This is a genomic window from Hyphomonas sp., assembly GCF_046313975.1.
Taxonomy (GTDB): Bacteria; Pseudomonadota; Alphaproteobacteria; order Caulobacterales; family Hyphomonadaceae; genus Hyphomonas.
In genome coordinates this window covers 17,636-35,477 of record NZ_JBKBXB010000033.1, presented here as the reverse complement: position 1 = coordinate 35,477, position 17,842 = coordinate 17,636, and the positions used below count along the sequence as shown (strand labels likewise).

Sequence of the window (17,842 nt, the reverse complement as noted above, 5' to 3'; positions counted from 1 at the left end):
TTCGCTCCGGACATCCCCCGCTCAGCGTCCGGTGATTTTCCGGAGGCGCGCCTCGCTGGCCTTGAGTGCCGAATCGTATTGTTCAGCCTCAAGCGGCGTATGCGGGTCCGGGAAAGCGCTGCGAGCCCAGTATAGGGCGCGATCGAACAGGCCGGGCGCTTCGGGTGACTGTTCAAGCGCGGCCTCGTAGGCGCCGGCGAGCGCATTGGCCCCGTAGATATCGGCATCGATGTGGCGGACCAGAGCCTCGGCCTCGCCGAAGCGCAGGGCGACGATCAGGGCGACTGCTTCGCCGGAGACCTCATCCAGCCTGCGGCGGATGTCCTCCACCGTATCGGCCACGGGCGCCCGCTCTGTCACGTCCGGCACGCCCTGCCCGGTAAAGAGCGGAAGACGCGGCGAGGGCGTGCCGCCGGGATCGATCGAACGCATGACCGCCTCGAGGAAGATGCCATAGTCCGCCCAGAGATCCGCCGGGGCTTCGGCAAGGCCGTGATAGGCCGCGCCCCCGCTCTCGAACAAGAAATGCATCCGGCACGGCGCGCCTTGCGGCTCAGCCCGAAGGCCTGGCCAGACATGCCCCTGCCCGGCCTGGTCCCTCTGCGGCGGCGCTTCGGTGAGGCCAGAGAGGATGTCGGCGAGGCTGGTGGCCGCGCCGATCCCGATCTTCCGGATACGGAGGGTTGCCGGCGCAAGCGCGGTGAGCGCCACGAGACATCCGGGCGGGGCCTCGTCATCCTCCATGAGGCCGGGCGGGATGGCGAGCGAGATGTCGCCGAACTGACGGCGCGGCCAGCCGTTCACAGGAACCGCCAAGAAAGCCATGCCGCCAGCAGCGCCACCGTGCCAACCAGCATGAAGATGATCGGGCCGATGCCCTTTTCCAGAAGCAGGAAGGCCTTGTCCGGATGCGCCTCGTCCACCCAGGCCTGAACCTGCGCGCCAACCGGGAAGGCGGCGATCTCTTCAGCGGCGGCTTCCTGCGAGGCAAAGCTGGTGACGATGATGTTCGGGCGCAGGAGATCGCTTTCGTAGACCGTGCCCTTGACCGCGTAGCGGAACGCGACCTCCGGTGTGAAGCTGACAGTAGAGGTGTTGCGCGTGACGCTGCGGTCAGTGTCGCGCGTTTCGCTGCGGATGATCTCTGAATGAAAGATCTCGGCCTGAACCGGGCGGGCATGGGTCGCAATGCGGCGCTGCATGAAAAACTGCGTGACGCCGACATAGACCAGCATCAGGCCCAGGCCGCCGAACAGGATGACAAACAGCCAGCGCATGAAGACATCCATGTGCCTATCGCCCCGGGCCCGCCGACACGCCCGGCGTATAGGATTCCGCAATTGCTGCAGCGATCTTGCGCGCCTGTTTCTCGCCGCCATGGCTATCGAAAATCCAGACCGCGATGCGAAGCCCGCTCTTGTGGTCAACAGCGTAGAAACGTCCCGGCTTGTCGTAGACCCTCAGTGTACCGACCATATGGACAGACAGGACGCCGGAGATTTCAGGGCCCTCCGGCCCCTCGCGGCGCTCGACCGGCAGTTTCGTATCCTCCTTGCCATACCAGCGGCCTTCGGTCTCGTCCGCAACCGACCAGCGGTTCGTCAGCATGGCACGGGAGGCAGAGACGAAGGCATCGAGGCTGGTGTGGCGGTCTGCGCGCGCCACAGCGATCATGCCGTCGCATTCGGACGTGCCGGAGAGCATGGAGCGGTGATTGCGATAGGCCGTGACGCCGCCAGTGTCCCGCCACCGATAGTTGTCTTCCGTGACGAGTTCGTAGCGGGCCGGCAGGGCGACCTGCCCTCCCCCGGGAAGACCGGCGGGCACGGTGCGCGCCCCGAAGGCGAGAAGGGGCAGGAGCGTCATTAGAAGCAGTCCTGGCAGCAGGAGATGTTTCAGCATGGCTTAGGCATGCCGCGCTGTGCTGTCATCGGCAAGTCCGAAGGCCGGGTGCTTCAGGTCAGGGCGTTCCGGTCTTTGAGTTGAATGTCGCGCTGACGGCTGCGCCGCCCGGCGCCTTCGCGGCCCAGCTGATCTCACTTGCCACAAGCACGACTTCCTCGACCTGTTTGCCGGAAACGGTCTGGCTGGACGCGGAGGTAACCGTCACATTCTTGAGCGTAACGGTGAGCCCTTCAACTTCGATGGTGGCGTCTTTCAGAACCTTCCCGGTCAGCGCTGCCTGCCGGATCTGCGGCGTCGTGCTGTCGGTAGCCTTGGTTATGACAATCGGGCGGACCTGAACTTTTCCGGCGCGGGCAGAGCCGCCGCCGGCCGCGGCGGAGGTGGGCACATCGATGCCTTCGGCGAGGCTTTCGATTGTGATCCAGTCCTTGTGCCGGGCGTCGGTGGACTCGCCCTTGATGTCACCGAGCTTGAGGTAGCCGGCAGCAAGGGCCGGCAGGGCGGTCGCGATCATGGCGGCGAACAGCGCGAGCAATGTCTTGCGGATCATGGGTTTCTCCTCCCCCTTTCCGCATGCGGCCGGATTGTCCGTGTCCGGATGCGGGACAGCCACAAGGATGCCACCGGCGAGGCGCTGCGGCAAGCCATGCCCGGAACGACAGCAGGCGGAGCATTGCTGCTCCGCCTGCCTCGTGTCTCTTTGATCAGGCCTCAGCGCGGGGCGAGGACCATGGTCATCTGCTTGCCTTCGAGTTTGGGCTCGAGTTCGACCTTGGCGGTGGCCTCGAAATCCTTTTTCATCTTCTCGAGCAATTCCATGCCGAGATGCTGGTGCGCCATCTCGCGGCCGCGGAAGCGCAGCGTGATCTTCACCTTGTCACCCTCTTCGAAGAAGCGGGAGATGGCACGCGCTTTCACTTCGTAGTCATGCGTGTCGATGTTCGGCCGGATCTTGATCTCTTTGAGCTCGGAAGATTTCTGCTTCTTCTTCGCGGCGGCCTTCTTCTTGCGCTCCTCGAAGCGCACCTTGCCATAGTCGAGGATCTTCACGACCGGCACTTCCTGGCCGGCGGAGACCTCTACAAGGTCAAGCCCGGCATCGCGCGCCGCGTCCAGCGCCGCCCCGATCGGCATGACGCCTTGTTTCTCGCCATTCTCGTCGATGAGCAGCACCTTCGAGGCGCGGATCTCTTCGTTGATGCGTGGGCCTGCCTGTTTCTTAACGGGCGCTTCGGCTTCAGGTCTGCGAGCTATGGCAAGTCTCCTTCTCGGATTGTTTCAGGGTCGCGGGAATATGCCCGTATTTACGGGCTCCGGCAAGCGCAGGGGGCTAACCGGGACCGGGGGGCGGGTCAAGTGGGCAGCGGCGTCAGCGCGGCAGAACGCCGAGGGCGCGGACGGATTGCCAGACATCATCGACGCTCAGTTCCTGCAAGGTCGGGGCGGCGTTGACGATCACGGGTTTGGGGCCGCGGGGGGCGGAATGGTCCGGGTTGCTCTCGGTGAGGGCGAAGAGGGCGATGCCGGGGGCGCCGGCGAGGGTGGCCATGTGCATGGGGCCGGTATCGTTGCCGACGACGAACAGGGCGGTTTCGGCCAGCGTGACGATCTGGAACAGGTCCGTGCGTGTCACAAGGCTTTTGACGCGCGGCTCGCGCCGGACGATTTCGTGGGCGATCTGGCCTTCGGCGGTGCCGCCGATGATGGCGGGCTGGATGCCGGCATCGGCAATGCGCTTGGCGAGGGCGGCATAGTTCTCGACCGGCCAGCGCTTGGCCTCACGGTGTTCGGAGGCGCCGGGGATGAGCAGCATGTAAGGCTGGGTCAGGCCGAAATAGGCGGGCGCGAGGCGCGGCGTGTTGCCGAGCTTCGGGCGCACCCAGCCGAGATCCGGGAACGGCGCACTTTTGCCGAGCCAACGGCCCTGCGGTGCGACACCGGCAACTTCGAGCTGCTCTGCCAGGCGGTCGATGGAGTGCATCGTGGCGCGGGCCGGATTGTCGTGGAAGAAAGCGGCCTTCTCGTGATGGCCGGACCAGAGCGGCGCCTTGCCGCCGCGCATCAGGGCGGAGAAATAGTTCTTCGTACGCCCGCTCGTCTGGAAATCGTAGATGATATCGTACTTCGCCTTCTTGATGCGCTGGATCAGCGCGGCTGTGGGCTTCAGGCCTTCCGGGCGGCCATCGGTCTCGACCACGTCGACATAAGGCAGGAGCTTGGCGAATTCCTCATAGGGCGGGGTGGTCAGCAGCGTGATACGGGCGGAGGGGTGAAACTCGCGCACCGCGCGCATGGCGCCAAGCGCGAGCACGAAATCGCCGAGGGCGCTGAGCTTGATGATCAGCACCTCTTTCGCCTTCGCACCCGGATTCACCGGGCTGGCGCTTCGCTTGCGCTCGCTCGTCAACAGGTCTGATTACCCCTTCTCCAACAAGCGCTTATAGACGCTGAGGGTCGCGGCCTGAAGCCCCCTTTTGGAGAAGTGGCGAATGACATGGGCCCGGCCCTCGCGGCCCATGGACGCGCGGGCGGTCGGACCGAGGGACAGGAGGGCCCGGATTCCCCCGGCTAGGGCCGCCGCCGAGCCGGGCTCGACCCGTGTGCCGGTGACGTATTCGATGACCGTTTCGCGCCCGCCGCCATGATCCGAAACGATGACGGGGCGCTCCATGGCCGAGGCTTCGGCGGCGACCCGGCCGAAGGCTTCCGGACGGATCGAGGGGGCGAGCACGACGCCGGCGGCGAGATAGGCGGCGGGCATGTCGCTGCCGGCGATATGGGGCGAGAGGCGCACGGTCTCCTTGAGGCCGAGCGTTTCGATCTGGTGCTGCAGCTCGTCCACATAGGCATCCCGCCCCTGCGCATCCCCCGCGAGGACGAGGACGAGACCCGCGCGCTCCTCGGGCGTCAGGCGCGACATTGCGTCGATGGCGAGGCCCTGCCCTTTCCAGCGGGTGAGCCGGCCGGGCAGGAGGAGGACGAGGCGCGTATCGCCCGCAAGGCCCCAGAGGGCGCGGATACGCTCGACTTCGGATGCAGGCACCCGGGCGGGATCGAAGGCGACAAGATCAACACCGCGCGGAATGGTGATGATGCGGGCGGGATCCGTTTCGTGCACCTTGCGGATATGTTCCGCGATCCATTCGGAATTGGCGATGACGAGATCACCTCTCGCCATGACGGAGTTGTAGGCCCGCTTCAGGCCGGAGGTGCCGGAATAGGCACCGTGATAGGTGGTTACGAAGGGAACGCCTTCGGCCTTTGCCGCGGCCCATGCGCTCCAGGCCGGGGCGCGGGAGCGAGCGTGGACGAGGTCCACCTTCTCCTCGCGGATGATCTGGCGGAGGCGGCCTTCATTGAGCTTGATCGTGACGGGGTTGCGCGACTTGGCATCCATGCGGAAAAGCTCGCCGCCGAGGCGCTCGAACTCCGGCTCCATCCGGCCGCCCTTGCTGGCGAGCAGGGCGCGGCCGCCGGCCTCGATGATGGCTTCAGTGACTTCAAGAACCGTGCGTTCCACGCCGCCGGCAGAGAGTTCCGGCGCGACCTGAAGAATGGTCCGGCCCTTGAGATCCGGGAAATCGCCCAACACGCGGCACGCCTCGACTCGCTTGACAGGCGAGACAGATGACGGAAGGCAACTGCCATGACAATGGACTATTTCACCTCACCCGAAGGCAGGCGCCTGGCTTACCGGCGCGTCAGAGCGGCTGCAGGCTCGCCGACATTTGTCTGGCTCTGCGGTTTCAAGTCGGACATGAGCGGCGGCAAGGCGCAGGCGGTAGAGGCATGGTCGAAGGCGCACGGGCATGGCGCGCTGCTGTTCGATTATTCCGGACACGGTCAATCGGAAGGGCGTTTCGAGGACGGCACGATCTCCGCCTGGCGGGAGGATATGCTCGCTGTGATAGATGCGCTGAGCGAGGGGTCTCTGGTGCTGGTCGGCTCGAGCATGGGCGGATGGATGGCGCTTCTGGCGGCGCAGGCGCGGCCGGAGCGGGTAAAGGGGCTGGTGCTGATCGCGCCGGCGCCGGACTTTACCGAAAAGCTGATGTGGCCGGAATTCACGCCGGAGCAGCAGGACGAGATATTGCAGGAAGGCTTCACGCTGAGACCGTCAGACTACGGAGAACCTTACGCGATCACGCGGGCGCTGATCGAGGATGGCAGGAACTGGTCGATCCTAGACGGCGATATCGCCTTCGAAGGGCCGGTGCGCATACTGCAGGGGATGGAAGACCCGGATGTGCCCTGGGGCCATGCGCTTGCGCTTGCCTCGGCGCTGACGACGCCGGACCTTGTGCTGACGCTGGTGAAAGACGGCGACCACCGCCTTTCGCGCGACGAGGATATCGCGCGGCTGCTGGCCGTATGCGCGGAGATGGCGGGTCTGGTCAAAGCCTGATCAATACCGCCGCCGCATCGTCGCGCGCTTTCAGGCGCTGGCTGTGCGGTTTTGCCTCGTGGGCGCGCAGGGCGAGGAGTGTGGGCAGGAGGCCGTGTTCGAGGACGCGGGCGAGCAGGCTCTGCGGGGTTTCGAGGCGGTAGGGTTCGACAAAGCGGTAGAAGCCATCGGTCATCAGCAGAACATGCGCGCCTTCGGGCAGCGTCAGGCGTTCGGTTGCCATATGCCGGGCCGCAGCGGGGTTCAGCGTGACGAGGCCGCGGGCCGGATCGTTAGCGCCGCGCCGCTGTGCCTGCAGGATAGCCCAACGCTCTTCGTTCGGCATGGCGAGCATGCCGGCAGCGGCGCGGGTTTCATCGCCCGCCTTCTCTTCCGTGCCGATCAGGCGGACGCGCTCGCGGCCTTCCTCTGCGATGGCGAAACAGTCGCCTGACCAGACGAATTCGCAGGCGCGCCCGTCGCGGCGCATCCACATGGAAGAGGCGACCGGCAGCGCTTCACCCGGCAAGGTGCCGAGCGGGATCGCCGATTGGCGGGCCGCCTCGGCCGCGACCTCCGTCAGTACACGGCCGAAATAGGGCTTCGCCCCTTCCCCGGCCTGCGGGGCGGTGAACATCAGCCGGGAGGAGAAGGTTTCCGCCAGCCAGGCCGCGCCGCTTTCCGCATTCGGGAAAGGCTTCAGGTCAGTTGCATCGGTGGCGCCATCGATGACCCAGGCGCGGCCGGCAGAGGCATCATGCCCAAACCTGTCGTCGCCTGTCTTGCCGGGAGTGCCGGGATCGTTGATCCAGTCGAGCACTTCGATGGACATTGTGTTTCCTAGTCGCGCAGCAGTTCGTTGACGGCCGTTTTCTCGCGCGTCTTGGCGTCTACTGTCTTGACGATGACCGCGCAGGCGAGCGAGGGGCCACCTTTGGGGTCGGGCAGCGTGCCGGGGACGATGACGGAGAAGGGCGGCACCTTGCCATAGATGATCTCGCCGGTCTGGCGGTTCACGATCTTGGTGGACTGGGTGATGAAGACGCCCATCGCCAGCACCGAGCCTTCCCCGACGATGACGCCTTCGACGACTTCAGATCGCGCGCCGATGAAGCAGTTGTCTTCGATGATGGTGGGGTTGGCCTGCAGCGGCTCGAGCACGCCGCCGATGCCGGTGCCGGCGGAGATGTGGCAGTTCTTGCCGACCTGCGCGCAGGAGCCGACCGAGGCCCAGGTGTCGATCATCGTGCCTTCGCCGACATGCGCGCCGATATTCACATAGGACGGCATCAGCACGGCATTCTTCGCGATATAGGCGCCGCGACGCACGGCGCAGGGCGGCACAGCACGGAAGCTGGCGTCCTGGAATTCCTTCGCGCCCCAACCTTCGAATTTCGATGGCACCTTGTCCCACCAGTTGCCGCCGCCGGGGGTTCCGGAGATCGCACCGTTGGCATTGAGGCGGAAGGAGAGGAGCACGGCCTTCTTCAGCCATTGATGCACTTTCCAGCTGCCGTCAGCCTCTTTCGTGGCGACGCGCGCTTCACCCGAATCGAGCAGGCTGATGGCGGCGTCGACGGCATCGCGCACTTCGCCTGTGGTCGAGGTCGAGAGCGTATCGCGCGCCTCCCAGGCAGATTCGATTACGCGGGCGAGGGCATCAGGCATCGGTCTCAGTCTTTCTTCGTCGCTGTCAGGTCCACCGCCGACTGCAGGAAGGCGGCAAGGTCGCCGGTGATGTAGTCGATGTGCCCCTCCCCGTCACCCCCGAACCGGTCGCCAGCGCCGGCGGGACGCGCTTCGACCGGCTCATGGCTCCAGTCCTTGGTCGAGTGCACGAGCACCGTGGTGAAGCCCAATGATTTAGCGGGCAGGAGGTTGCGGGCAAGGTCTTCGAAGAAGGCGGCGCCTTCTGGGGCGACCTGGTTGATGCGGCAGAAGGACTGGTAGGCGGAGAGGTTGGGCTTTGGCGTATAGGCGCTGTCCTCGATGCCGAAGCTCGCATTAAAGAGGTGTGCAAGGCCCATCTTCTCTGTCACCCGCTCGGCATGGCGGCGCGGGCCATTGGTGTAGATGAACTTGCGCCCCGGAAGGGCAGCGATGGCGCTGCGCAGGCCGGGCAGGTCCGGCAGCGGCGAGAGGTCGATCTCGTGCACATAGTGCAGGAAATCCGCCGGATCGAGACCGTGCTCGGTCATCAGCCCGGCGAGTGTCGTGCCATAGGTGGCGTAATAGTGCTTCTGCAGTTTGCGGGCTTCCTCGGGCGGCAGGTTCGTCAGGCGGGCAACGAAATCCGTCATCCGCGTGTCGATCTCGGCGAAGAGATCGCACTCGGCGGGGTAGAGGGTGTTGTCGAGGTCGAACACCCAGTCGGCGACGTGACCAAGGCCCGGCGGATCGGACGCCATTATTGCGGGGCCTGCGTGAAGTCGCGTTCGAAGAATTCGTAGACGAGCTTGCGCTCGGTCGGCGCAGGCGTGCGGGCGAAGAGCGCGGTGCGGTAGCTGCCCTCCTCGCACTTGTCGCGGCCGGAGATGGCAAATTTGGAACGGCCGACACAGAAGGCTTCGGATGCGCGCGACAGGGTGCGGATGCCGCCCGGCTCTTCCAGTTCGGCATAAACGAAATGTTCCGAGCCGCGCAGCGGGCGGTCGATCACGCGGGCGCAGCCGCCTGCCTCAATGCGCCACCAGCCGCGGCTTTCCCAACCATCGGTGCTGCGCCGGGCTATGGCGCTCCAGACGCGCTGCTTGGTGCGGTTGCAGAGGGTGAAGCCGACGGCACGGCTGCGCTCATCAGCGGCCTGTTCCAGATAGTCAATCAGGTCGGCGTCGGACGTGTCCGCCGGCAGGCCCTTGAGTTTCAGGAAGTCATTGATTGCGGCGCGGGTGCGCGAGCCGATATGGCCGTCGATGGTGCCGGAGACAATACCGGCCTCGTCCAGCAGGCGCTGCAGGCCGGCGTTCCGGGCATTGTCGAGCGACCAGTTCTCGATCTCGGTGAAATTGTTGGTCCAGCTGTCGGCACGGTCGATCTTCACCGGGCGGAAGCCCTGCGCCTCCAGTCCCATCGAAGCACAATCCGGCGGGCTTTCGAGCGCGAAACCGCCGGTCGGGTCCACGCACAGTTCATAGCGCCCGCCCCATTCGCGGCCGCCGCCCTGGTGCGCGTCGGAGCCGCGGCCATACAGATAGTGTGTGCCCGGAACAAGCGGACCAGGAAGCGCCACCTCGCAGGTGCCGGGGGCAAGCTTGGTCCAGCCCTCGACCTGGATGCCGGCGCCTTCGGCATGGCCGACCGCCGCTTCGATGATGTAGCTGGTGCGGTTGCAGAGCTGCCAGCCGCTTTCGGCCTGCGCCTGTGCAGGGGCCGGCAGCAGAAGTGCGGTGGCCGTCGCAACCGCGAGGACGACAAGCCTAAGAAACAAGCGTTCCAGCGCCATGTTCAGTGAACAGCTCCATGAGCAGGGCGTGCGGGGCACGCCCATCGAGGATTACCGCCGCCCCGACGCCATGAATCACAGAATGCGCTGCCGTTTCAAGTTTGGGAATCATACCACCTGCAGCGGTGCCGTCCGCAATCAGGCCCGGAATCTCGGCGACGCGGATTTCGCGGAGGAGATTCTTCTGCTTGTCGAGCACGCCGGCGACATCGGTCAGCAGCAGGAGGCGGCTCGCGCCGAGCGCTGCAGCGACTGCGCCGGCAGCCGTATCCGCGTTGATATTGTAGCGGGCGCCGTCCTCGCCGATGCCGACCGGGGCGACCACCGGGATCAGGTCATCATCGGAATCCCGCAAGGCTTTCAGGACGGCAATGTCGACGTGTTCCGGCTCGCCGACATAGCCAAGATCTACGACGCTCTCGATATTGCTGTCGGGGTCCTTGGTGGTCTTGGTGGCCTTGCGGGCCCGGATCAGGTTGCCATCGGCGCCTGAGAGGCCGACCGCCTTGCCGCCCGCCGCATTGATGGCGCGCACGATGGATTTGTTGATCGGGCCGGAGAGGACCATCTCGACGACTTCCATGGTCGCGTCGTCGGTAACACGCAGGCCGTCCTTGAACTCCGACTTGATGGCGAGCTTGTCGAGCATCGCGCCGATCTGCGGGCCGCCGCCGTGCACGACGACCGGGTGGATGCCGAGCAGTTTCAGGAGCACGACATCGCGCGCAAACGCCTTCGCCAGCTCGGGATCCACCATGGCGTGGCCGCCATATTTGATTACGATGGTCTGGTTGTCGTAGCGCTGCAGGTAAGGCAGCGCTTCGGACAGGGTGCGGGCCGTCAGCAGGGCCTGGGTCTGAGCTTCGGTCATGGGGCCGGTGTTTAGTGCGTTTCGCCCGGCTGGCGCAATGGAAGAGTCAGGCGAGCTTCAGGGTCATGAAGGTGCTGTTGGGGTCGTCCACATAGTCGCCAAAGGGGCCGCAATAGGTGAAACCATAGGCCTCGTAGAGGCGGCGGGCCGGAATGAAGGCGTCCATCGAGCCTGTCTCCAGCCAGAGGGCGGTGTAGCCGCGCCGGCGCGCCTCGCCGAGGATGAATTCCAGCATCACCCGGCCAAGACCCCTGCCCCGCAGCGCCTCGCGGGTGTGCATGGATTTGATCTCGCCGGTGCCGTCGCCGAGGTCTTTCAGGGCGCCGCAGCCGATCAGGCGTCCTTCCTCCCACATGCTCCAGACCGAGACCGTGGGATCGCGCAGCCCCTCGATCGGGAGGAAGTGGCAGCTCTCCGGCGGCGAGGCAGCCAGCATGGTACGCGCATGGATCGCGATCAAGTCCTCCATCTCGGCGCTGGTCAGGTCGTCGGGGCGTATCTCGGGCATCAGAGTGTTCCGTGCAGTGCTGGCAAATGGCTAGACGAGGCTCAGACCGGGTTCAAGCAGCCCGCGACAAGCGCGGGATGAGCCGCTAGGCTTGCCGCAAAAGCGATCACGGGGGCTGAGGATGAAGCGGATACTGGCGGGGATTGGCGGGATTGTTCTGCTGGCCGTTCTTGGCGCAGGCGTATGGCTGTGGCACCCGGTGGGCGGGCATGTGCCGGCCGCGCAGCTGGCGGCGGCCGCGGCGAACTATGACGCCGAGATCATCCGCGACTCCTACGGCGTGCCGCATGTCTATGGTGCGCGCGATGCCGATGCCGCGTTTGGCCTCGCCTATGCGCATGCCGAGGACGATTTTGAAACGATCCAGGAAACGGTGGCGGCAACGCGCGGCGTGCTGGCGCACTATCGCGGCAAGGATGCGGCGGCCGTCGACTATATCGCTTCCCTGCTCGGTGTTTGGGAAACGGTCGAGGCACGCTATGAGGCCGATGTTCCGGCAGACGTGAAGGCGATTGCCGAAGGCTATGTGGCGGGGCTGAACCTTTATGCGTCAGAGCATCCGGACAAGACCTGGGCGGGTCTTGCGCCGTTCACGCCGGAGGATGTCGTCGCCGGGTTCATCTTCAAGACGCCGTTCTTCTTCGGGCTCGATGGCACCCTTCTGCAGCTATTCGGCGAGGATTACACACAATCCATTGCGCTTGATCCGGCGGGACCGAAGAAAGCTTTCCTGCTCGGCCCGCGACCGGCGAGCGAGCGGGGCTCGAACGCGTTTGCGGTGACGCCGGCCCGCTCAGGCGACGGCGTCACGCGCCTCGTCATCAACTCGCACCAGCCGCTGACCGGTCCTGTGGCCTGGTATGAAGCGCAGATGACGTCCGGCGAGGGGCTGGACATCACGGGCGGGCTATTTCCCGGAACGCCGGTGATCCTGCACGGGTTCAACAGGCATCTCGGCTGGGCCAACACGGTGAGCGCGCAGGACCTGACCGATACATTCGTGCTGACGATCAATCCGAAGAACAAGAACCAGTATTGGCTGGACGGGGCATGGGCGGACTTTGATGTCAGCCATGCGCAGATCAAGGTGAAGCTGCTGGGGCCGTTTGCCTTTCCGGCGAAGCGGGCGGTAAAGCGATCCGTGCACGGACCTGTGATTGAAGGCCCGACCGGCACCTATGCCATTCGCTATGCGGGCATGGGCGAAGTGCGCCAGCTGGAGCAGTATTACCGGCTGAACAAGTCCGGGAATATTGATCAGTTCATGGGCGCGATGGCCATGAACGCCCTGCCCTCGATCAACTATGTCTATGCCGACAAGGCGGGCAACATCGCCTTCATCCACAATGCGCAATATCCGGATCGCGATAATGCCTGGGATTGGTCCGGCGACCTGCCCGGCGACCGTTCAGATATCATCTGGCAGGGATACCGGTCGTGGGATGAGGTGCCGAAGCTGGTGAACCCGGCATCAGGCTTGATCTATAATGCCAACAACACGCCCTATTCTGCCACGGACGGGCCGGATAATCTGAAGGCGGAGGATTTTCCGCAATCGATGGGATTGCAGACGAACCAGACGAACCGGGCGCTAAGGATCATGGAGCTGACGGGCGATATCGATCCCATCGACGCCGCCCGCCTGCTCGCCATCAAGTTCGACAACAAGTATGCGAGCGGCTCGGAAGCCGACGCCGTGGTGAAGGCGGTACTTGCAATGGACTGGTCTGCAGAGCCGGAGATGGCGGAAGCCGCCGCGCTGCTCGCAAGCTGGGACTATGGCACAGATGCATCCAGCCGCACGGCAGCACTCGGCGGCATGACAACGACGCGCGCGATCACCGAGAAATATTCCGGGATCAAGGCGCCCCCGCCTGAGACGGCGTTCCGCGAAGCGGTTGCCTGGCTGAAGGCACATCACGGACGGATCGATCCCGAATGGGGCGAGGTGAACCGACTTGTGCGCGGCACTGTCAGCCTGCCGATCAGCGGCGGACCGGACACTCTGCGCGCGGTCTATCCGAAGGCAATCCGCGACGATGGCGAGCTGCACATGTCGGCGGGTGATACCTGGATCGCACTCGTGGAATGGGACGCCGAGGGCAATCAGACGGCGCGCGTAATCAGCCCATACGGCAGCGCGGTTCTGGATGAAACCTCACCGCATTATGCCGATCAGGCGCCGCTGTTTGCGGCGGAGGACTGGCGCACAGCGCTGCTTACAAGAGCCGATGTGGAGGCGGAGGCGGCGCGGCGATACCGTCCGGGTAAGGACTAGAGCAGTGCGACGATTTCGGCGCGCAGCTCCGGGATGCCCCAGCCTTTTTCAGCGGATGTCTGCAACACCACGGGGTGCGCGGCGCCGCGCTTCTTGAGCTTGGCGGCAACGGCTAGCGCGGTTGCCTCGACTTCGGGTTTCGGCACCTTGTCGACTTTGGTGAGGACAAGCTGATAGGGCACGGCGGCGCCGTCCAGCAGGTCCATCGTCTCTTCATCCGTGTCCATCAGGCCGCGGCGCGCATCGACCAGAAGGAAGACGCGGCGCAGGCTCGGGCGGCCGCGCAGGTAGGACTTGATCAGCTTGGTCCATGCGGCAACCTGTGTTTTCGAGACCTGCGCATAGCCGAAGCCCGGCATGTCGACGAGATAGAGGCGCCCCTCGCCGATGTCGAAATAGTTGAGTTCGCGCGTGCGCCCCGGCTCGGCGGAGGAGCGCGCGAGCTTGGCACGGCCCGTGAGCGCATTGATCAGGCTCGACTTGCCGACATTGGAGCGTCCGGCGAAGCAGACCTCGGTCCGGTCAGCAGGCGGCAGACCGGAGAGGCTGGCCACGCCCAGCCGGAATTCCGCCGGGCCGGAGAACAGCACCCGGCCCGCTTCGATCTGATCGTCCGGATAGGAAGGCCGTTCCAAGGGATCAGTCCGCCGGCGCCTTGCGCCGTCCGAGAAGGCCGGCAACGAACTTGCCGACTTCCGTCTCTGCGCCGTTCATCCGCATGATGATGTATTGCTGGATGAAGGTCAGCACGTTCGACCAGACCCAGTAGAGCACAAGACCAGCAGCAAATCCTCCGAACACGAACATGAACACGATGGGCAGCGCCATGATGATGCGCGCCTGCATCTTGTCCGGGGGCGGCGGCGACAGCGACTGCAGCACCGCCATCGTCGCGCCGTAGAGCAGCGGCAGGATGCCGATGCCGATGATGATGCCAAGCACCGGAATCGCCTTGATATCGGCCGCGTCCCAGAAGCCGAGGAGGCCGAAGAGGTTGCCGATGGCGGTCGGATCGGGCGCCGAGAGATCCTTCATGTACCAGAAGGGCTCGTGGCGCATGTCGAGGGTGACGTAGAGCGTCTTGTAGAGCGCGTAGAAGATCGGGATCGTCGCCAGGATCGGCAGGCAACCGCCAATGGGGTTGGCGCCGGTCTCCTTGTAAAGCTTCATGATCTCCTGCTGCTTGCGCTGGGGATCAGCCGCGAAGCGTTCGTTGATCTCCTTCATCGGCTCCTGAAGCTTCTTCAGCTTCGCCATCGATTTGAAGCTGACATTGTAGAGCGGCACGAGCGGCAGCTTGACGAGAACCGTGAAGGCCAGGATTGCCCAGCCGAAGGCGCCGAGATGGCCGTGCAGCCAGTGCAGCACATAGAAGAACGGCTTGGTCAGGAAAAAAGCCCAGCCCCAGTCGATGGCATCGACGAGCTGCGGAATGTTCTTCTGTTCCTGGTAGGCGCGCAGCAGGTCGAATTTCTTGGCGCCGGCGAAGATGCGGTTCTCGACCGTGACGCTGGCACCGGGCGCGACTTCATAGGCGCTGCCTTCGGTGCGGATTTCGATGGGGCCGTTGCGGGTGAAGTTGGCCTTGTTCACGCGCGCGGTGAAGGCTGCGTCCTGCGCGGGCACGAGCGCCGCCATCCAGTACTTGTCACTGAGGCCCCACCAGCCGCCTTTCGAAGAGGGAAAGTCCCCTTCCTTCGATTCGCCCTTGGCCTTTTTCGCTTCGACCATCGGCTTATATTTCTGCAGGCGGAGCGTTCCTTCGGTGACACCCATGAGCCCCATATGCGCAAGTCCGTTCAGCTCGCGAGAGACACCCGGCTCGGTCGCATCAAGGAAGGCCTTGAACTGACCATACCGCTCGACCGAACCGATCGGGCGCAGCGATTTTGCGGTGCCGGACGTGTTGGTCAGCGTGTCGGTGAAAGTGAAGAGGAAGTTCTCGTCAATCGAAACGACGCGGTCGATCGTGACGCCGTCTGCCTCGAGGCGGAGCGTGACCGGGCTTGCGGGCGTCAGCGCGGTGCCGTCGACCAGCTTCCAGTCCGAGTTACGGCCAGCGACCAGCGTGTTACCGTCGGCCCAGTAGTACGTCGAGAAAAAGCCGAACTCGCCTTCTTCGGGGCGAAGCAGGCGGATCTCCTGGGTCTTCTCGACCGTGACGTAATAGTTGCGCAGGCTGAGATCATCGAGGCGCGCGCCGGCAAGGCGCAGCGAGCCATCGACGGAGGGCGCATCAATCGTCACGCGCGCAGAGGCAGCGAGGGCTTCCGGCAGCGGTTTCGGCCCGGTCTGGATGCCGGCGGCGGTATTGATTTCTTCCACCTGCTTCTGCGCCGCTACAGCGGCCTGCTGGGCCTGATAGCGTTTCTGCGCAGGCTCCATGACGAAGAACTGATAGAGGAAGACGAACACAATCATCGCCGCCATCGCGAGCAGGAAGTTGCGCTGTTCTTCTTTTTCCATAGGGGAGTTCCGCCGGTGGGGTTTGGAGGGAGGCAACCGGAAGCCGGCCGCCCCGGGGCCTCAGATGCGCGCGAGGCTTAACAGTGCGCTTTCCATATCGTCAAGCAACCGGGACCAGCCCACGTCGAGCGTTGCTTCCCTTGCAATGAACACATAGTCCCATCCGGGGCGCCCGTGTGAGGCGAGCAGGCGGCGGGAGGCTTCCCGCAGGCGGCGCTTGGCGCGGTTGCGCTGGACAGCCCCGCCGACCTTCTTTGTCGCGGTAAACCCCTCCCCGATATGCCCGCCGGCCGCCTCGCCGGGCCGGGCCCGGGCCTGCACCACCAGGGATTTGCGCCGTTCGGTCACGCCGTCGCGCACAAATGTGAATTCGCGCCGCTTCTTGAGGCGGCGCGTTTCGGGAAGTCTGGGAATATCCGGGCCGGTCATCGGCGGCCTCCCGGCAGGCAGGCCCGGCAAAGGGACCTGCAGCCTGTCCTAGGCGGTCAGGCGCTTGCGGCCCTTGGCGCGGCGGCGGGCCAGCACCTTGCGGCCGTTTTTCGTGGCCATGCGCTCACGGAAACCATGCGTGCGCTTGCGGCGGAGGTTGCTCGGCTGGAATGTGCGTTTCATCGGTCTGCCCTGACGGCTTGGAATCTGGAAACCGCGGCCAATACAGGCCGGGCGGGGCGAGGTCAAGCGGGGCCTGCGGGATTCCGCGCTGCCTTTGCAGACAGATTGCAGCAGGCCTGCAGGTGCCGGGTTTACACTTTGATGGCACACACGCCCTTATCCTGCTGCAATTCAAATCAGCCGGAAGGGGTTTCAGGTGCGGATTATCGGGTTCCTTCTGATCCTTGCCGGCGTTATGGCCGGCCCTGCCCTGCCGCAGACCCTGGACTATGACCGGCTCGACCAGCGCCTCAGCCAGCTGTCGCGGGAAGACGACATGGTCGGCCTCGCTGTCGCAGTCATCGAAGGCGGCGAGATCACCTTTGCACGCGGTTATGGTGTGACGGCCTATGGCGAAAGCCCGGTAACCAAGGACACCGTATTCCGCTGGGCCTCGCTGTCGAAGGGTGTGGCCAGCAGCCTGACCGCCAAGCTGGCAACTGAGGGCCGTTTTGCCCTGGACGATGCCCTGATAACTTTCAAAACCAGCCTGCGTCTTCCCGGCAAGGGCGAAGAGAAGGCGACCCTGGAAGATCTGCTTGCGCACCGGGTCGGCGTTGTCGCGAACGCCTATGACACGCTGCTGGAAGATGGCCGCGACCCCGTTGATATCCGCGGGCGGCTCGCGGGGCTGAAGGTTGTCTGCCCGATCCGCGAGTGCCATTCGTATCAGAATGTCGCCTTTGATGCCGTCACCGAGATCATCGAAGCCGCTACCGGCGCTTCCTATGGCGCTTCTGTCGAGACGACGCTGTTCAGGCCGCTGGGCATGGGCACTGCTAGCACCGGCCGCGCCGGGCTGATCAATTCCGCCTCCTGGGCCAAGCCTTATGAGAAGAAGAAGGACGCGGCCCGCCCCGTCCGCCAGACCGTGAAGGAGCCTTACTACAAGGTGCCCGCGGCCGGGGGGGTGAACGGCTCCATCCTAGACCTCGCGCAGTTTGCGCGCGCGCAGATGGGCCTTGCGCCCGATGTGCTGGCGCCCGAGACGCTGGAGGCCCTGCATACGCCCCGCGTCTACACGCCCCGCGAACAGTCGCGGCTCAGCGCCCATTTTGGGGGCCGGATGAAGGATGCCCGCTACGCCCTCGGCTGGCGGTCCTACAAGTATGACGTCACTGGCAGCCGTGTCGTGGGCCATCGCGGCGCGGTGGAGGGCTATCGCTCCCTGATGCTGTTTGATCCGGAACTCGATTCCGGTGTGGTCGCGCTGTGGAACTCCAATGCGCGCGCCCCGGTGGGCATTGAGCTGGAAGTCATGGACATGATCTACGGCCTGCCGCCCCAGGACTGGATGCGGATCGACAGCAGCGGCGCCGGCGCGGCGAAGTAATCCC

The 17,842-nt window shown here is 64.9% G+C and carries 20 protein-coding genes; 3 read left to right on the top strand and 17 right to left on the bottom strand.

All coding sequences use genetic code 11. From position 1 onward, the window contains the following. Nucleotides 1–21: 21 nt before the first annotated feature. From ACK4TE_RS11930 to ACK4TE_RS11900, 7 genes are all read right to left on the bottom strand, one after another. Entirely contained in the window at nucleotides 22–816 is a 795-nt protein-coding gene (locus ACK4TE_RS11930; protein ID WP_409911743.1) for a hypothetical protein, read from the bottom strand. Beyond that, nucleotides 801–1,289 (bottom strand): DUF3592 domain-containing protein, encoded by a 489-nt coding sequence (locus ACK4TE_RS11925; RefSeq protein ID WP_409911742.1) that lies wholly within the window; start codon nucleotides 1,287–1,289, stop codon nucleotides 801–803. Before ACK4TE_RS11925 ends, ACK4TE_RS11930 begins: the two co-directional genes overlap by 16 nt. A 4-nt stretch (nucleotides 1,290–1,293) precedes the next feature. Further along, nucleotides 1,294–1,866, bottom strand: coding sequence for a hypothetical protein (locus ACK4TE_RS11920; RefSeq protein ID WP_409911741.1), 573 nt, complete (start codon nucleotides 1,864–1,866; stop codon nucleotides 1,294–1,296). A 94-nt stretch (nucleotides 1,867–1,960) separates the two neighbouring features. Beyond that, nucleotides 1,961–2,455, bottom strand: coding sequence for an Hcp family type VI secretion system effector (locus tag ACK4TE_RS11915; RefSeq protein WP_409911740.1), 495 nt, complete (start codon nucleotides 2,453–2,455; stop codon nucleotides 1,961–1,963). 161 nt (nucleotides 2,456–2,616) lie between these two features. Then, nucleotides 2,617–3,159 carry a translation initiation factor IF-3 gene (gene infC / locus ACK4TE_RS11910; RefSeq protein WP_409911744.1) on the bottom strand — a complete coding sequence of 181 codons (543 nt, stop codon included), beginning with the start codon at nucleotides 3,157–3,159 and terminating at the stop codon, nucleotides 2,617–2,619. 115 nt (nucleotides 3,160–3,274) lie between these two features. Beyond that, nucleotides 3,275–4,312 carry a glycosyltransferase family 9 protein gene (locus tag ACK4TE_RS11905; RefSeq protein ID WP_409911739.1) on the bottom strand — a complete coding sequence of 346 codons (1,038 nt, stop codon included), beginning with the start codon at nucleotides 4,310–4,312 and terminating at the stop codon, nucleotides 3,275–3,277. 9 nt (nucleotides 4,313–4,321) lie between these two features. Beyond that, entirely contained in the window at nucleotides 4,322–5,497 is a 1,176-nt protein-coding gene (locus ACK4TE_RS11900) for a glycosyltransferase family 4 protein (RefSeq protein WP_409911738.1), read from the bottom strand. Between the two features lie 54 nt (nucleotides 5,498–5,551). Here ACK4TE_RS11900 and ACK4TE_RS11895 point away from each other — a divergent pair, with 54 nt between their 5' ends. Next, the gene (locus ACK4TE_RS11895; protein ID WP_409911737.1) at nucleotides 5,552–6,310 is read left to right on the top strand and encodes an alpha/beta fold hydrolase; all 759 of its coding nucleotides are present in this window, start codon (nucleotides 5,552–5,554) and stop codon (nucleotides 6,308–6,310) included. Here the strand turns inward: ACK4TE_RS11895 and ACK4TE_RS11890 are convergent. The 6 genes from ACK4TE_RS11890 to ACK4TE_RS11865 are packed head-to-tail and all read right to left on the bottom strand — an operon-like array spanning nucleotide 6,300 to nucleotide 11,110. Continuing rightward, entirely contained in the window at nucleotides 6,300–7,121 is an 822-nt protein-coding gene (locus ACK4TE_RS11890) for a protein phosphatase 2C domain-containing protein (RefSeq protein WP_409911736.1), read from the bottom strand. The two genes, ACK4TE_RS11895 and ACK4TE_RS11890, sit on opposite strands and share 11 nt — an antisense overlap. A gap of 8 nt (nucleotides 7,122–7,129) precedes the next feature. Next, a complete protein-coding gene (dapD, locus tag ACK4TE_RS11885; RefSeq protein WP_409911735.1) occupies nucleotides 7,130–7,957 on the bottom strand; it encodes a 2,3,4,5-tetrahydropyridine-2,6-dicarboxylate N-succinyltransferase in 828 nt (275 codons plus the stop codon). A gap of 5 nt (nucleotides 7,958–7,962) precedes the next feature. Next, entirely contained in the window at nucleotides 7,963–8,697 is a 735-nt protein-coding gene (locus ACK4TE_RS11880) for a pyrimidine 5'-nucleotidase (protein ID WP_409911734.1), read from the bottom strand. Then, the gene (locus ACK4TE_RS11875) at nucleotides 8,697–9,731 is read right to left on the bottom strand and encodes a DUF1036 domain-containing protein (protein WP_409911733.1); all 1,035 of its coding nucleotides are present in this window, start codon (nucleotides 9,729–9,731) and stop codon (nucleotides 8,697–8,699) included. The genes ACK4TE_RS11880 and ACK4TE_RS11875 overlap by 1 nt, the downstream gene beginning before the upstream one ends. After that, nucleotides 9,706–10,602 (bottom strand): acetylglutamate kinase, encoded by an 897-nt coding sequence (argB, locus tag ACK4TE_RS11870; protein ID WP_409911732.1) that lies wholly within the window; start codon nucleotides 10,600–10,602, stop codon nucleotides 9,706–9,708. Before argB ends, ACK4TE_RS11875 begins: the two co-directional genes overlap by 26 nt. 46 nt (nucleotides 10,603–10,648) lie before the next feature. Next, nucleotides 10,649–11,110 (bottom strand): GNAT family N-acetyltransferase, encoded by a 462-nt coding sequence (locus ACK4TE_RS11865; RefSeq protein WP_409911731.1) that lies wholly within the window; start codon nucleotides 11,108–11,110, stop codon nucleotides 10,649–10,651. A 121-nt stretch (nucleotides 11,111–11,231) separates the two neighbouring features. Here ACK4TE_RS11865 and ACK4TE_RS11860 point away from each other — a divergent pair, with 121 nt between their 5' ends. Continuing rightward, nucleotides 11,232–13,388 (top strand): penicillin acylase family protein, encoded by a 2,157-nt coding sequence (locus tag ACK4TE_RS11860; protein ID WP_409911730.1) that lies wholly within the window; start codon nucleotides 11,232–11,234, stop codon nucleotides 13,386–13,388. Here ACK4TE_RS11860 and yihA read toward each other — a convergent pair. Genes yihA through rpmH form a run of 4 tightly spaced genes read right to left on the bottom strand, consistent with a single transcriptional unit; the run spans nucleotide 13,385 to nucleotide 16,466 of the window. Beyond that, a complete protein-coding gene (yihA, locus tag ACK4TE_RS11855; protein ID WP_409911729.1) occupies nucleotides 13,385–14,023 on the bottom strand; it encodes a ribosome biogenesis GTP-binding protein YihA/YsxC in 639 nt (212 codons plus the stop codon). The genes ACK4TE_RS11860 and yihA overlap by 4 nt on opposite strands. Nucleotides 14,024–14,027: 4 nt before the next feature. Further along, the gene (gene yidC, locus ACK4TE_RS11850) at nucleotides 14,028–15,854 is read right to left on the bottom strand and encodes a membrane protein insertase YidC (RefSeq protein WP_409911728.1); all 1,827 of its coding nucleotides are present in this window, start codon (nucleotides 15,852–15,854) and stop codon (nucleotides 14,028–14,030) included. A gap of 60 nt (nucleotides 15,855–15,914) precedes the next feature. Further along, on the bottom strand, nucleotides 15,915–16,283 hold the full coding sequence (gene rnpA / locus ACK4TE_RS11845) for a ribonuclease P protein component (protein ID WP_409911727.1): 369 nt from the start codon (nucleotides 16,281–16,283) through the stop codon (nucleotides 15,915–15,917). Between the two features lie 48 nt (nucleotides 16,284–16,331). After that, a complete protein-coding gene (gene rpmH, locus ACK4TE_RS11840; RefSeq protein WP_409911726.1) occupies nucleotides 16,332–16,466 on the bottom strand; it encodes a 50S ribosomal protein L34 in 135 nt (44 codons plus the stop codon). Between the two features lie 196 nt (nucleotides 16,467–16,662). Between rpmH and ACK4TE_RS11835 the strand changes: the two genes are divergently transcribed. After that, nucleotides 16,663–17,838, top strand: coding sequence for a serine hydrolase domain-containing protein (locus tag ACK4TE_RS11835; protein WP_409911725.1), 1,176 nt, complete (start codon nucleotides 16,663–16,665; stop codon nucleotides 17,836–17,838). Nucleotides 17,839–17,842: the final 4 nt, after the last annotated feature.